The 14,815-nt window shown below is 47.6% G+C and carries 13 protein-coding genes; 12 read left to right on the forward strand and 1 reads right to left on the reverse strand.

Features of this window, described 5'->3' with window-relative positions; translation table 11 throughout:
- Positions 1 to 620, forward strand: a 620-nt coding sequence (locus tag QD47_RS29805; RefSeq protein WP_044649515.1) for a rhamnogalacturonan acetylesterase, incomplete at its 5' end; no start/stop codon positions are given.
- 141 nt (positions 621 to 761) lie between these two features.
- Positions 762 to 1,088, forward strand: a complete 327-nt coding sequence (locus tag QD47_RS29810) for an MGMT family protein (RefSeq protein ID WP_044649516.1) — start codon at positions 762 to 764, stop codon at positions 1,086 to 1,088.
- A gap of 98 nt (positions 1,089 to 1,186) precedes the next feature.
- Here the strand turns inward: QD47_RS29810 and QD47_RS29815 are convergent, their stop codons facing one another.
- Positions 1,187 to 1,375 (reverse strand): hypothetical protein, encoded by a 189-nt coding sequence (locus QD47_RS29815; protein ID WP_014281398.1) that lies wholly within the window; start codon positions 1,373 to 1,375, stop codon positions 1,187 to 1,189.
- A gap of 320 nt (positions 1,376 to 1,695) precedes the next feature.
- Between QD47_RS29815 and QD47_RS29820 the strand changes: the two genes are divergently transcribed.
- The 10 genes from QD47_RS29820 to QD47_RS29865 all read left to right on the forward strand — a co-directional run bounded on the left by QD47_RS29820 (position 1,696) and on the right by QD47_RS29865 (position 14,765).
- Positions 1,696 to 2,871 (forward strand): TolC family protein, encoded by a 1,176-nt coding sequence (locus QD47_RS29820; RefSeq protein ID WP_044649538.1) that lies wholly within the window; start codon positions 1,696 to 1,698, stop codon positions 2,869 to 2,871.
- Positions 2,872 to 2,884: 13 nt separating this feature from the next.
- Positions 2,885 to 4,342 (forward strand): efflux RND transporter periplasmic adaptor subunit, encoded by a 1,458-nt coding sequence (locus QD47_RS29825; RefSeq protein ID WP_044649517.1) that lies wholly within the window; start codon positions 2,885 to 2,887, stop codon positions 4,340 to 4,342.
- A gap of 6 nt (positions 4,343 to 4,348) precedes the next feature.
- The gene (locus tag QD47_RS29830) at positions 4,349 to 5,068 is read left to right on the forward strand and encodes an ABC transporter ATP-binding protein (RefSeq protein WP_044649518.1); all 720 of its coding nucleotides are present in this window, start codon (positions 4,349 to 4,351) and stop codon (positions 5,066 to 5,068) included.
- Positions 5,065 to 6,276: an ABC transporter permease gene (locus QD47_RS29835; protein WP_044649519.1), complete on the forward strand. Its 1,212-nt coding sequence runs from the start codon at positions 5,065 to 5,067 to the stop codon at positions 6,274 to 6,276. Before QD47_RS29830 ends, QD47_RS29835 begins: the two co-directional genes overlap by 4 nt.
- Positions 6,277 to 6,512: 236 nt before the next feature.
- On the forward strand, positions 6,513 to 7,133 hold the full coding sequence (locus tag QD47_RS29840; protein WP_014281403.1) for a helix-turn-helix transcriptional regulator: 621 nt from the start codon (positions 6,513 to 6,515) through the stop codon (positions 7,131 to 7,133).
- Between the two features lie 13 nt (positions 7,134 to 7,146).
- A complete protein-coding gene (locus tag QD47_RS29845; protein WP_044649520.1) occupies positions 7,147 to 7,950 on the forward strand; it encodes a pyruvate, water dikinase regulatory protein in 804 nt (267 codons plus the stop codon).
- Between the two features lie 210 nt (positions 7,951 to 8,160).
- Positions 8,161 to 9,138 carry a class II fructose-bisphosphatase gene (gene glpX, locus QD47_RS29850; protein ID WP_044649521.1) on the forward strand — a complete coding sequence of 326 codons (978 nt, stop codon included), beginning with the start codon at positions 8,161 to 8,163 and terminating at the stop codon, positions 9,136 to 9,138.
- A gap of 809 nt (positions 9,139 to 9,947) precedes the next feature.
- Positions 9,948 to 10,772, forward strand: a complete 825-nt coding sequence (locus tag QD47_RS29855) for a thioesterase II family protein (protein ID WP_044649522.1) — start codon at positions 9,948 to 9,950, stop codon at positions 10,770 to 10,772.
- A gap of 248 nt (positions 10,773 to 11,020) precedes the next feature.
- Entirely contained in the window at positions 11,021 to 12,925 is a 1,905-nt protein-coding gene (locus QD47_RS29860; protein ID WP_044649523.1) for an ABC transporter ATP-binding protein, read from the forward strand.
- Positions 12,900 to 14,765 carry an ABC transporter ATP-binding protein gene (locus QD47_RS29865; RefSeq protein WP_044649524.1) on the forward strand — a complete coding sequence of 622 codons (1,866 nt, stop codon included), beginning with the start codon at positions 12,900 to 12,902 and terminating at the stop codon, positions 14,763 to 14,765. Before QD47_RS29860 ends, QD47_RS29865 begins: the two co-directional genes overlap by 26 nt.
- The last annotated feature ends 50 nt before the right edge of the window (positions 14,766 to 14,815 follow it).

Consider the following 14,815-nt stretch of genomic DNA (forward strand, 5'->3'; position numbering starts at 1 on the left):
ATCGGACGATTTACATCGGCGGCGATTCTACCGTCTGCAATTACTATCCACTGGATAGCAGCGTGCAGGCGGGATGGGGTCAGCTATTGCCGCAATTCGTAAACACCAGTACATTCCAGATTCGTAACATGGCATCAGGGGGGCAAATTGCAAGGGGCTTCCATCAGGACGGTCAGCTAGAGGCTATCGTCAAATACATTAAGCCGGGGGATTATTTCATTCTCCAGTTGGGCATTAATGACACCAACCCGAAGCATAACGAAAGCGAAGCGGAGTTTAAGGACTGGATGCGGGATATGATCCGGCAGGTCAAGGCCAAGGGGGCAATCGTAATCCTTTCAACACCGCAGGGGCGAGCCACTGATTTTAACGCGAATAATGTACACACCGCTGAAAATAGATGGTATAGAGGCTCTATTTTAACGCTGGCTCAAGAGGAACAAACGCCTTTGGTCGATCTGAACGTGCTTAGCTCAGCTTATTTTACCTCCATTGGCCCGCAAGCCACACTTGCCCTGTATATGAACGGTGACACGCTGCATCCGAATGTTGCGGGAGCAAAGGAACTGGCACGTCTAGTAGCAAAGGATTTAAAAAGGCAGGGTCTAAGCGGATTCTAGCCTTCGCCAACTGAAGACTGTGGGTGCTATAATGATAGAAAAACTGCACGAGAGCCGGAATGGTTTTGTTGTCTGGTGTCAGCATTGTATTGAGACGTGAAGACCACAGTTTACGCTAGGGGAAGGAGATCCAACGATAACATGCAGCCTTTTACAGCTCGTGTATTAAAAATAATCCAGCTCATCCCTGAGGGAAAAATCATGACCTACGGACAAATTGCAGGGGAAGCAGGGAGTCCGAGAGGGGCGCGTCAGGTGGTGCGTATTTTGCATACGCTTAGCAGCAAGCATCGCTTGCCCTGGCACAGGGTTGTAAATCGATTGGGGGAAATCGCGCTACAGGACGATGAAGGAGCTTCTTTACAAAGGCTGCTTTTGGAAGCGGAAGGTATACAGTTTATGGAGAACGGACGAATTTCACTGGAAAAATACCTGCATGATTCTCAAGCAATGATAGAAGACGAATAGATAGAAACAACCTAAAAATGCCGATCACGTACGCATGTAAGCGACGTTGATCGGCATTTTTAGGTTAGAAGTGAGATACATCTCTATTAAAATCATACCTAGCTGATCAAATGTTGCTGATTCCGTTGGGCAAGGTGGAAAGAAATACTGTTTATAAGCGGTATATCGTTATTTTTCCGGGCTTCCCGGATCAGTTGCTTCTTTTGCTGTTCGGATTCACGTAAAAAGCGGGTCATCCACAAATCAGACGGTTCGTTCGTAGTTGTCATGCGAGATTCTTTTATCATCTATTAACCCTCCCAGTGAGCGGCTGTTATTCTTTCTCTAGTATATGCTCCTAACCTTAATAGATACTGTTAGTTTCCTTAAAATTAGCTGAAATTTAGGTAAAGTTCAGGTAAAAACAGATTCGTTTTATATCTGATTTGCAAGAGAACAGCTTGTATTGACAGTGTTGAAATAAAGGTTACAAAAATGTATTGGTTTAACACCTTGTACCAACATTAACCTGAAAGTACAATTAGGTGGCGGATAGACTGTGGAAATTTATGTCGAAATCTATGGAAATAATTCGAAAGATTTCACCGAAAGGGGAGAGATTCATCTTATGAAGCAAAAAGTGGCTGCCACGCTGCTCGTTTTGACGATGTCGTCAGGCTTGATTTCCACCGTTCAGGCTGATAGTGCAGCAGGGAGTTCAACAGGAAATACGTCAGCAAGTATATCAGGAACTTCGTCTGCTGCGGTTATATCGAAGACCGCCTCTGTAACGGGTCAGGCTTTACCTCCATTAACGCTCAAGCAGGCAACGGAATGGGCACAGACGAATAGCTACAACACGCGTACCGCCGAGCGGGACGTGGAGCGTCGAAGAATTGAGTTTAAGAATGCAGAGAAGGACCTGGGAAATGCATTCGTCGATTTTATAGATGGTGAATATGTTGGTGATGACTCATCTTGGAGAAATTATAACTCTTCGACGTTATCCTATCTAGCCAGCAAAAAGCAGGCGCAGTTCGCCAAGGATCAGATTTATTTTAATGTGATGAAAAGCTACCAAAGCGTATTCGTAGCAGAGAATCAGGTGAAAAATGATCTGGAAGCGCTTGAAATTGCTCATGCGGAGGAAAAGATTGCACTCGCCAAATTTGCGCGCGGCAAGCTGTCTGAGTATGCGAAAAACGAGAGTACACAGGCCAGAAGCCAGGCGGAGCAGACGGTCGAGCAGGGAAAAATTGCGCTGCAAAAATCGCGTGACGCTCTGAATTTTCTGATGGGCCAGCCTAACGGAACAGCCTATGAAATGGTGGATCGACCAGTGTACAAGGAACCGAAGAAGCTGGATATCGAAATACATATACAACAGCTGATGGATATGAATCCGAACTTGTGGAAGCTGGAGGATAGCATCAAGACTTCGGAACTCAATGTGAGATATTTCGATTTTAACAGCGGTGCAGGTGCTTACGATCTAGCCAAAATGGACGTGGATACAGCCAAGGAGGAGCTGGACAAGGGACAAAAGGATTTTGCCGAATCGCTCCGCAATTTATATGCCACGGTCAAGGAAAACCAAAAAAAATACGTTCAGCTGGAAGAAAGTCTGCGCACGGCAAAAGAGGGGCTGGAGCTGTCCCGCAAAAAGTGGGCCAGAGGCTTAATTATCGAGCTGGAGCTGAAAAATAGCCAGTTGAAGGTGGACCAGATTGAACGGCAAATGGAAGAGCTGGCGATTGAGCTGAGTCAGAATGAATACACGTTGAGCAAGCCATGGAGCACATAGGGAGGAAACGAAGTTGGCAGAAACGGTTTTAAACGATGCCTTATTAAAGTTACGAAGAAAACGGAGAAAAAAGTGGATCTGGACCATGGTTGTGCTGCTGGTTATAGGCGGGGGCGGAACAGCAGTGTATTTGAAGCTGCCCAAAGAGCAGGCTGTACCATTGGTTCAGGACGAGACGCTTAAAGTGGAACGCGGGGATGTGAGCGAGAAGCTGGATACGTCTGGTACCGTGCAGGCTTCCAAGGAAGTAAAACTGAATTTCACAAGTGCAGGCGAAAATAAGCTGGCGGCGGTAAACGTGAAGGCCGGAGACAAGGTGAAAAAAGGACAAGTCCTGGCTCTTCTGGACAGTTCTGAAATTAAGATGCAAATCCAGAGCGCATCCGATAATTTGGAAATATCCAAATCCAAGCTGGCTGAATTGGAGAAGGGGCCGAAGGCGGAGGATATTGAAATTCAGAAGACGAACGTGCTTCGGGCTAAAATGGCTGTCGATACAGCGCAGGAATCATTTGAGCTGGAAGAAGCGGAAAGTCAGAAGAAGGCTTCCAAAAAGCAGTTGGAGCAGGCGCGAAAGGCATATGAAGATCAAAAGTTTTTACATGATGCCGGAGCAGTGTCCAACAGTGAAATGGAGCAGGCAGAGCAAGCACTGGATAAGGCGCAGACAGATTATGACGGTCTGGATTTACAATTCCGCAAAATCATGTCGCAAAAGCGTCATGCTATCGCAGAGGCTGAAATCGGCTATCGATCGGCTAGGGCTGAGCTTCGCAAAACGGAGGTTCCAGCCGATGCCTCCAATATCCAATCCGCACGGATTGAGGTTAGAAGACTGGCCACTGAGCTGGAGCAGAAGAAAAATGACCTGAACAAGCTTCAGGTCACGGCACCATGGGATGGAGTCATTTTAAAGGTGAACGGGGATGTCGGAACCAGTCCGACGGCTCCTTTTATCGTCATGAACAACTCGGACTCCAACAATCTCAAAATTGTTGCGAAAATTAGTCAGAACGATATTGTAAAGGTGAAAAAAGGACTTTCAGCGGTGTTATCCACCAATGCTTACCCGGGTGAGTCGTTCCCGGGCAAGGTGCAATTCGTCTCACCGGAAGCATCCACAGATGAAGGCATGACGACCTATCTGATGGAGCTGTCCGTTCATGATCCGAAAGGCAAGCTGAAAACCGGTATGATTATGAATGTGTCTGTTATTTTGGGAGTACACAAAAATGTGCTGTTTGTGCCAGCGATTGCGCTGAGATCCGAAGGCGGACAAGACGGCGTCTATCTTGCTTCCAATCCGGCAAATCCAGGGGCACGCACGTTCAAGCCCGTAGAGCTCGGATTTTACACGCCAGATCGGGTTGAACTCAAGTCAGGTGTGAAGGAGGGCGATACGATTGTTATGCCTGCTCCTGAAGCACCGCCAGACCCTTCCAATATGGGTGGCATGCAAGGAGGCTTTTAAACGGGGATGAGACATGTCATTCAAATTGAGGATATGAAAAAGGTGTACCAGGTTGGGGATCAGGAAATTCATGCCCTGCGTGATGTGCAACTCAACATTGCTGATGGTGATTTTGTGGCAATCATGGGCCCGTCTGGATCAGGCAAGTCCACGATGATGAATGTCATCGGCTGTCTGGATCTTCCTACCTCGGGACAATTTTATTTGGACGGTTATTCCATACTGGATGCTCGTGAGGATGAGCTGGCTATTATCCGTAATCAGAAAATCGGATTTGTATTTCAAAAATTTCATTTGCTTCCGCGGGCCACAGCTTTGGAGAACGTAGAGCTGCCGATGATTTATGCAGGCGTACCAGCCAAGGAGCGGCGCTTGCGTGCCATTGAGGCGCTGACCAGTGTGGGGCTGGGCGATCGGATGAACAACAAGCCGAATGAGCTGTCAGGCGGTCAGCAGCAACGGGTATCCATAGCACGCGCACTTGTGAACAATCCGGTCATTCTCTTGGCGGATGAGCCGACAGGCGCACTGGACTCCAAAACGAGCGTTGAAATTATGGAGATTTTCCAACGCCTGAACGATCAGGGTAAAACGGTTGTACTCGTTACGCATGATCAGGAAATTGCGGAATACGCCAAGCGTCTGATTCATTTTCGCGATGGACGGATTGAAAAGGATCAGCCTGTTGGGAACCGAAGAATGGCGGCAGAGGAAGTGAAGGCATGAAATTTCGGGAAATTATCCGGGTATCGCTCAACAGTTTGCGAACCAATATGCTGCGATCCTTGCTGACCATGCTGGGTATTATTATTGGGGTGGCTGCTGTAATCGCGATTGTTGCCATTGGTAAAGGCTCTACAGCCACGATTACGTCGCAGATTAACAGTATGGGGAATAATTTGCTCATGATTTATCCTTATGCCCCATATGATGGGTCCAGCTCCATGTCGTTCAGTCAGACGAAAGGAATATCTCTGGAGGATATCGCTGCGCTAGAGCAGCAAAAAGCTGTAGCCGAGGTAGCTCCAAGTGCCATGACCAATGCTGATATTACGTGGAGCCGCAATAAGGTCAGCGGGCAGATTGAGGGGACTTCGCTGGCTTTCATCCATGTGAGAAAGCTGTCGCTCGCTCAGGGCAGGTCTTTTACCCACTATGAAGTGGAAAAGAGACTGAATGTCGTGGTGCTAGGGAGCGATGCAGCCCGTAATATTTTTGGTCCGGATGCCTCCAAGGCGGTGGGGGAAACGATCATGATCAAGCAGCTTCCTTTTAAGGTGGTCGGGGTACTGACGAATTCCAATTCCAATATGGGTAACAGCGGGCAGCAGGTATATGTGCCGATTACAACAGGGATGGAACGGCTGGGGAATATGAGCATTCAGCAGGTGAATGCTTCTGCAACAACGGAGGAGAAGATTGACCAGGCGAGTGCTGAAATCCGACAGGTGCTGCGTGCCCGGCATGAGCTGAAGCCATCAGAGGGCGATGATTTCCAAATCACGACCCAGACGGAGATTCTAAAAACGGTCTCAGGTGTAGACAAGGTTATGAATATGTTGTTGCTCGGCGTTGCTGCGATTGCGCTCGGTGTTGGGGGCATTGGCATCATGAATATTATGCTGGTGTCCGTCACGGAAAGGACGAGGGAGATCGGGATTCGCAAGGCGATTGGTGCGCAGCGCAGTGATATTATGCTGCAATTTCTGGCCGAGGCTGTTTTTCTTAGTCTGATGGGCGGACTGGTTGGCGTTATGGCGGGTCTTGGGGGCGCGAAGCTGCTGGAGAAATTTGTCCATATGCCGATAGTGTATACGATGGAACCGGTGCTGTACTCTTTTCTGTGCTGCATGGGGGTTGGTGTACTGTTTGGAGTGTACCCGGCGCGGAAGGCGTCCAAGCTGCGTCCGATCGATGCTTTAAGATACGAATAAAGGAGCGGATACTTCGTCTTACTCGAAAGAGCAGGGTGTGAAGTATCCGCTTTTTTGGTGTGGTATAAGTGCTTTAAACGATAAAAAACCATCAATAACCGCTTTAATTTTATATATGTGATGTTTTATATGCTTTTAAAGGTTGATTTATAATTATATATGACGTATTATATTTAATATCAGATAGCAAGGAAAAAAAAGGAGGGGCGTTCATCATCGACCTTACGGCAAGACAAGTGGAAATTTTAAACATCGTACAAAAGCATGCCCCGATTACCGGTGATCAGATTGCGGAAATGCTCAATCTCAGCAAGGCGACCATTCGGACCGACCTATCCAAGCTGGGCATTCTGAATTATATAGATGCGAAGCCCAAGGTTGGTTATTTTGTCGGAAAACGGGGCACGCCGAACCGGGAGGAGAAATTCCGGCTCATGCAAATGAAGGTCGGCGATCTTCACGGGGTTCCAGTCATCGTACGTGAAACAACAACGATTCAGGAAGCTGTGGTTGCTCTTTTTCTGGAGAACGTGAGTAACCTGATCGTTACCGATGAAGAGGGGAATCTGGCAGGAGTAGCTTCCCGCAAGGATCTGCTCAAGGTTACGCTAGGCAATCCGAATGCGGCGACCATCCCTGTTAGTCTCGTCATGACTCGTCAGGCAAATGTCGTCACCGTTTCCCCGGAAGACACTGTATTGGAGGCAGCGCGCAAAATCATTGCCCGTCAAATCGACAGTCTGCCTGTCGTCGTCCCTTCCAACTCCGACAAACCAGGGGAACACTGGAAAGTCGTGGGACGCATTACGAAAACGAATATTATCAAAATGTTGCTCGATATGGTAGCAGAGGATTAATGGGAGGAATCGAATGGTTCAGGCGCGTAGTCATTTTATAGCGATCTGTTCAGACTCGATTGGCGAGACGGCGGAAGCCGTCGTTCAGGCGACCATGCGCCAATTTGAGCTACCGGACACAGAGATCAAGAGATTTATGAATGTAAGAGATGAAGACGAACTGAGCCGGGTGATGGAAGAGGTGGCCGAGCGTAAAGGCTTTGTAGCCTATACGCTGGTACAGCCGGAGTTGAGAGAAGCAATGAAAGAGGAGGCTGTCCGGCTGAATGTGCGGGCTGTCGATATCATGGGCCCGATGATGCAGGCGTTTGCTGACACGTTCCATGATGATCCCAAGGAAAAACCCGGTTTGCTGCATCGGATGGACGATAATTATTTCCGTCGTGTGGAAGCGATGGATTTTGCGGTTCAATATGATGATGGCAAAGATGTGAGCGCCATTCTCAAAGCAGATATTGTACTGCTAGGCGTATCTCGTATTTCCAAAACTCCTTTGTCGATGTTTCTGGCGCATAAAGGTTATAAAACGGTCAACATTCCCATTGTACCGGAGCTGACACCGCCTGCACAGTTGCAGGATGTACAGCATGGTCGGGTGTTTGGGTTAACGATCCAGCCGGAGCTGCTGCTAAAAATACGTAGTGAGCGACTCAAGGTGATGGGGCTGCCTAACAATGTGCAATATGCTACATCGACGCGGGTGGAGGAAGAGATTGCGTATGCGCAATCTTTGTTTACGAAATTAGGCTGCCCGATCATTGATGTCACCGATAAAGCGATTGAAGAAACAGCGGGTTTGATTATCAGGATGTTATAGAAGCATAGCTGCTCAATAGATAATAGTTGCTGTAGGATACAGGAGTGCTATAGATAAATAGATAAAAAAGGCAGCAAAGCTGCCCTATAGATAATGATTGGCAGTAGGATATAGGAGATTAATAGATAAATAAAAAGGCAGCAAAGATGCCCTATAAATAATGATTTGCCATAGGATAACAATTATATATAGGAGAGGTGGAGGGAAGGTATGGAAAGTCAACTGGCATTGGAATTCGTTCGGGTTACAGAGGCGGCAGCGCTGCAATCAGCGCAATGGACAGGACGTGGAGATAAGAACAGCGCGGACGAGGCGGCTACGGTAGCCATCCGCACTCATTTTAACGCGGTATCTATGGACGGTACGGTCGTCATTGGCGAAGGAGAAATGGATGAGGCTCCCATGCTGTATATCGGGGAAAGAGTAGGCAATCGCAGAGGGCCGGCCATAGACATCGCCGTCGACCCGCTGGAGGGAACCGAAACGGTGGCGAACGGATTGAACAACGCCCTATCGGTCATTGCTGCTGCCCCCCGCGGAGGTCTGCTCCATGCTCCAGATATGTATATGCAAAAAATGGCCGTAGGCCCGGCACTGGCTGGAAAGCTATCGCTGGATGATCCGATTCCGGCTACCCTGTCAAAGGCCGCACGGATACTGGGTAAATCCTTGTCCGAACTTACCGTGTCCATTCTGGATCGTACACGTCACGCCGGAATTATCAAGCTTCTGCGGGAGAGCGGCGTTCGGATCAAGCTGCTTGGGCATGGAGACGTAATGGGTGCAATTGAAACATGCCTCGATAGCGGTGTTGATCTGCATATCGGCTCCGGTGGAGCGCCTGAAGGTGTGTTGGCTGCGGCGGCGCTGAAATGCATGGGTGGAGAGATTCAAGGTCGCCTGTTGCCTCATGGTGAAGAAGAGATCGAACGGTGCAAACGTATGGGCATTGCTGATCCGGGGGCTTTATTGTCCATGGACGATATGGTCGGACGCCAAGGCGTGATGTTTGTGGCTACTGGTGTGACACCTGGCGAGTGGTTGCAGGGGGTTCGTTCTCTCCCTGGTCATAGAGCGGAAACCCATTCGGTCGTGATGCACTCGGAAACAAAAACGATTCGCTTCGTGCGCAGTATTCACCACACAACAGACGCTTCCGGTACGCTCGCTGCAGCCGCATCCTCTTAAGTCTACACAGCTACATCAAAGACCAAGTCATAATAAGCTTGAAAACAGCAAGTCTCTTACCACATAGAGACTTGCTATTTGGTATTTCAGGTTCGTTTGTCGATTGCAGAAGGGCCAGAACCAAAGATATAAATTCCTGAAAATTGACACTTGTGAAGGAAGATAAAAACGTTTCTATAAAGGTTTGAAAAGAAAATTCTTAGCTTTAGGGGAGAAAAATTCAATCTGAACTAAAATTTTTAGACAGAGAGTCGAAAAAAAATCTGCGAAAATTAGTTCTATAGAACTACAAAATGGCATGATCTATTAAAAAATTAAAGAGTTATTAATTTTGGTTGATGTGAGCTTGATGAAATTTGATTCCATAAAATAGGAGGCCGAAGGCTGTTGCGGAAAAAGGCGGAATTTGTCGGATGATATCAGGCTGAATTTGTTACATTTATGTTAATGGCATGTAAAGGTAAAATTGTTGTAGCACAAAGCTTTCTAGCTTTATTGCAAATCATAATCATTTTGATTTTACAAAATTCCTGAAAATCTGAAAACTCGTTTTGAATCTAATTAACAGATCATGATCAGAAGGCAATTAATGCATAAAGTGAAATTGTTGCTTTTAAAGACTGGGAATAAATAGAATAATATGGATTTTGTTTTATTTTTATGAGCTCTATCAATTTAGATCTTTTGTCCCATGTCAAGCGGTTTTAAAGTTTGTATATTTAAAAATAGTTAGAAAGTGTTGGAAGAAAAAAAGAGATATAAGGATTTAATGTAAAAATCTGAACTGTGTAGAGGATGGAGGAATTCATATGACGACTCGGTCACAAGCTTGGTTTGCGAAAACCGCGGTTCATCCGGCTGAGAAGCTCCAGCTATTTTGCTTCCCTTATGCCGGTGGCGGTGCTTCCATATTCAGTTCCTGGAAGTCTAGACTTGCGCCTGACATTACTGTGTTGCCTGTACAGCTTCCAGGACGTGAAAGCCGTTCCACAGAAGCCCCAATGGATACCATTCAGGACATCGTGTACTCGCTGCTTCCTGCTATGGCTCCATACGTACATAAGCCGTTTGCTTTCTTTGGACACAGTATGGGAGCATTGATTGCTTTTGAAACAGCACGGCAATTGTATAGCAAAACCGGAAAACTGCCTGTCCATATCATCGTATCCGGTAAATCCGCACCACATCGTCCGTATTCAAAAAAACAACTCCATGATTTAGCAGATCAACCTTTCACCGAAGAGCTTCGTTTGATGCAGGGAACACCCGAAGAAGTACTGCAAAATGCAGATTTAATGCAAATTATTATGCCCCGTCTGCGCGCGGATTTTAAGGTGTGCGAAACGTATGTTTATCAGCAGGGAGGACCCTTGGCCTGTCCGATGACCATTTTGGGCGGCATGAAGGATCATGAGGTGAGCACTGATTCACTTCATGCCTGGCAGCAGCACACCACATCGCCCATAGATGTGCGAATGTTCGAAGGCAATCACTTTTTCATTCATGAACAAGAGCAAGAAGTTATAAGCATAGTCGTGAATATTTTGTCCGCATCTTCAGCCCTGAACCACGTTACCGCAGCTCATACATCTTACAGCACCAATACCCTACAACCACGATTCAGACAGAGTTAAAAGTCCCACACATCATGATACACCACGATACACAACATGATTAACATCTCGGCAACCACTCACAATCAACCTACCACCATGATGCAATGCCCAGCATAATTCAAGAATGATTTCATTCCATGTAAATACTCATACATCCAGAGCCAGAGTTTATCTCACCATGTCCATTGCAACTTCAGGATTTTGCAAAATCCTCACTAAAAAAGTTCGCACTGCGAAAGTGTGAGCAACGAAAAAGAGGGATGTCCTTGTTTCGATCAAATTCTGCTTTTCGAAGACTCGCGCGTTATGTAAGACCGTACAATCTATGGGTTTTCATAACGGTGATCGCCTCCTTATGTTTGGCAGCCATAGACATTATTTTGGGTAAGGCCATCGAGCAAATGGTAGAGGGGACCTTCTCCTCCACCCAGAACATGATCTATCTAGTTGTTGGTATGACGCTAATTGGAATGCCCTGTAAGTTTGTGATGAGGTACGCTTCGGCGCGATTTAGCGTTAGCGCACTACGCGATTTGAGAGGCGACCTCGTACATAAGTTTTGCGATTTACCAGTTTCCAAAGTGGAGAGGAAGTTCACTGGAGATTTGGTATCCCGGCTTACGAATAATACGGCGATGTTACAGAATTTTTTTATCGAGCAGTTTGCCAATCTGTTTTATTTACCGCTTGTGTTTACGGCATCACTAACGTTGCTTTTAATGACAAGCTGGAAGCTGATCTTGGCCAGTCTTGCGCTTATGCCTGTAGGAATGATCATAACAACACTGATGAGCAGGCGGATTGAAAAATATTCCGAGCAGCTTCAGGAGAAAATGGCTCATTTGAACGCGGTCGGACAGGATGCAATTGGAGGAATTCCTATCGTCAAGGCATTCAATATGCAGGCTGTGCTATTGAAGAAGTATATGGTGATTATGGAGGAGGTCGTCAGGCGCGGCCTGGGGTTGGAAAAGCGCTATGCTTCTATTACTCCGGTAGGTGTGATGATGCTGGCAACACCGATTATTTTGGTCATTGCGTACGGAGGATACCTGATTCAACAAGGAGAGCTGAATGTTGGAGGCATTGTCCTATTTTTATATCTGATTTCGTTCATATTGCAGCCTGTTTCCATGCTGCCGACGATCATCACGCAAATGAAGGAAGCGGGGGGAGCGGCGAAGCATTTGTTTGAGGTATTGGATTGGCCGGATGAACGTCAAGGTGGTGAAATCACCTCACTCAGTGATGACCGAGAAGATGAGGGCCTACGTTTTGAGGACGATGCAGAAAGGAAGGCCAACCAAGCTAGTCAAGCAAGTAAAAGCGAGCCAGACGGAGCAGAAGGCGACGATGACGCTGCTGTGGTCAGGCTTGACCATTTGACCTTTGGATACGACGAAGGGAATACGGTACTCAAGGATATCAGCTTCCAGGTAGGACAAGGAGAAACGGTAGCGATTGTCGGCGGTAGCGGTGGCGGCAAAAGCACGATTTTTAAGCTGCTTTGCGGATTTAATGAACTGGGAGAGCATGCTGGAACCGTTCAACTATTTGGAAAGAATTTGACAGATTGGAATTTAACAAGCCTGCGCAGCCATATTTCGATAGTATCTCAGGAGCCGTCGCTTTTTCCAGCCACGATTGCAGAAAATATCGGATATGGACGTCTGGAGGCGACCCGTGAAGAAATTGTCGAGGCGGCGAAAGCGGCGCATGCGCATGATTTTATTGTTCAGCTTCCCGAGGGCTATGAAACCCTTTTGAGCGAGCGGGGAGGAGGATTGTCCGGTGGACAAAAGCAGCGTATTTCCATAGCAAGAGCATTGTTGAAAAATGCTCCGCTGCTTCTACTGGATGAGCCAACTTCAGCGCTTGATAGCCAGTCGGAGGCTCAGGTGCAGATCGCGATGAGTGCAGCAATGCATAATCGGACGGTACTGGTGATTGCTCATCGACTGTCAACCGTGCGTCAGGCGAACCGGATTATTGTACTTGATCAGGGGAGCATTGTGGAATCGGGCACGCATGAGGAATTACTGGGTCGCGACGGTGAATATCGAAAGCTGTATTTGCAAAATTTCGAAGAAGAACCGCATACGATGGAAAACGGCAATTCGATGCCAGAGGAAAGGAGTGAGAAACGTGACCTTCAAGCAGGGGTTTTATGAGTTTAAGCAGTTGCTGTCCCTGATGAAGCCGTACCGAAAATGGTATTTTATCGGGTTGGTTGGCAACAGTCTGACCAATGCGAGCATCACGATTTTACTTTCCTTTGTGGTGCATTATTTGCTGAATTTTGCGGTTGATGGGGAAGTGCAGGGGCTTTACCAGGCAATTTATTTGGTCAGCGGTACATTTTTGGCACTAAGTCTTATTTCTCCGCTGTGCAGCTACATGTATAAGCGGTGTGTGAGGCTGGCGATTGCCAATGTACGGGTGAGACTATTCGGGCATATCGTCAACTTATCATATGAAAAGGTCGAAAAACGCCATTCGGGTGATCTTGTATCCCGCATGACAAACGATGTAAAGACGTTGGAGCAGGCTTACACCGTTCATATTCGCTCGATTATACTGGAAGTTTCGCTTTTCTTTGGTTCGCTGGTCATTATGCTGGCGCTGGATTGGCGATTTGGGGTTATGGCGGTTTTACTTGGGCTGGCTTCAGCTTGGGTAAATTCTCATTTCGCGAAGAAGATGCGACAGACGAGTGAAGAGTTACAGGGACGGATGAGCGGATTCACAGAACGATTGAGTGATCTGCTTTCCGGTTTGCAGACGGTGAAGCTGTTTGGATTGCGGACAAAGGTAGGCGGACTTTGTAACGATGCAAGCGAGGACATAAACCGCATCAGCATCCAGCAGGGACGTCATATGGGCTTGCAGGATATGTATAATTTTGTCATTGAATTCATTACGCTGGGTGGTGTGCTTGTTGCCGGACTGATTCTGGTTTCACAGAAGCAGATGGAGCTGGGAGTACTGGGACAGATTGTGCAACTGCAAGGCGGCATTTCCGCGGTGTTTTTGCAGTTGGGGGCGGCTGTATCGCTGTTGCAAAACTCCTTGGCGGGCTTGGCGCGTATCCGCGAAATTCTGGATGAGTCGAAGGAAGAGGAGCATTTTCCAGCGTTGAAACAGAAGGGACCGCAGGCTGGGCTGATCGGTCCGGAGGCGGCAGCTTTATCAGCTCGTGAACCTAAGGGATCTCATAGTGATGTCGAAACTGTGAGCTCAGGCCATGCCATTGAACAAGTTTCGGCTGCGCTGGAGCTGCACGACATCACCTTTGGTTATCAACCGGACCGTCCAACGCTGCAAAGGCTGAATCTGATCGTGCCGGAAGGGCAGGTCACCGCGCTCGTCGGCCCAAGTGGTGGTGGCAAAAGCACAGTCATGAAGCTATTGCTAGGCTTTTATCCACCGGATGAGGGTGTGCTGCGGGTCCGGGGTCGCTCGGCAGGAGAGCTTCGGTTAGATGAGGTCAGGGATTTGATGGCCTATGTACCACAGGAGGCTACGTTGTTCCACGGTACAGTGGCGGATAATATCCGCTTTGGCTCACCGGATGCCACGGATGAGGAAGTAGAGGCTGCGGCCAAAACAGCCTATGCGAGTGATTTCATAGCCGAGCTGCCAGAGGGTTACGACACGATTGTCGGTGAACGCGGAGCCAACTTGTCCGGTGGTCAAAGACAGCGGCTCGCTATTGCTCGCGCTTTGCTCAAAAATGCACCGATTTTGCTGCTGGATGAAGCGACCTCGGCGCTGGATTCAGAATCGGAATATGAAGTCCAGCAGGGCTTAAATGAGCTGATGAAGGATCGTACAACATTAGTCATTGCCCATCGATTGTCTACGATTGAGCGAGCGGATACGATCTGTGTTCTTGCCGATGGCGAGCTGAAAGAACAGGGTACCCATGACCAGCTCCTTGCCAAGGACGGTCATTATGCGAAGCTGTATGAGCTTCAGTTTCGAAAGCATCCCGAGGAACAAACCGCATAAATATGCGAGGTTTCTTTTTAACAATATCTATTTTGCGAGGAGAGATATAT

This window comes from Paenibacillus terrae (assembly GCF_000943545.1).
Lineage (GTDB): Bacteria > Bacillota > Bacilli > Paenibacillales > Paenibacillaceae > Paenibacillus > Paenibacillus terrae_A.

Coding starts and splice junctions, on each gene's coding strand:
- QD47_RS29855 (WP_044649522.1), top strand. CDS start 9,948: ATGACGACTCGGTCACAAGCTTGGTTTGCGAAAACCGCGGTTCATCCG.
- QD47_RS29830 (WP_044649518.1), top strand. CDS start 4,349: ATGAGACATGTCATTCAAATTGAGGATATGAAAAAGGTGTACCAGGTT.
- QD47_RS29815 (WP_014281398.1), bottom strand. CDS start 1,375: ATGATAAAAGAATCTCGCATGACAACTACGAACGAACCGTCTGATTTG.
- QD47_RS29810 (WP_044649516.1), top strand. CDS start 762: ATGCAGCCTTTTACAGCTCGTGTATTAAAAATAATCCAGCTCATCCCT.
- QD47_RS29820 (WP_044649538.1), top strand. CDS start 1,696: ATGAAGCAAAAAGTGGCTGCCACGCTGCTCGTTTTGACGATGTCGTCA.
- QD47_RS29835 (WP_044649519.1), top strand. CDS start 5,065: ATGAAATTTCGGGAAATTATCCGGGTATCGCTCAACAGTTTGCGAACC.
- glpX (WP_044649521.1), top strand. CDS start 8,161: ATGGAAAGTCAACTGGCATTGGAATTCGTTCGGGTTACAGAGGCGGCA.
- QD47_RS29845 (WP_044649520.1), top strand. CDS start 7,147: ATGGTTCAGGCGCGTAGTCATTTTATAGCGATCTGTTCAGACTCGATT.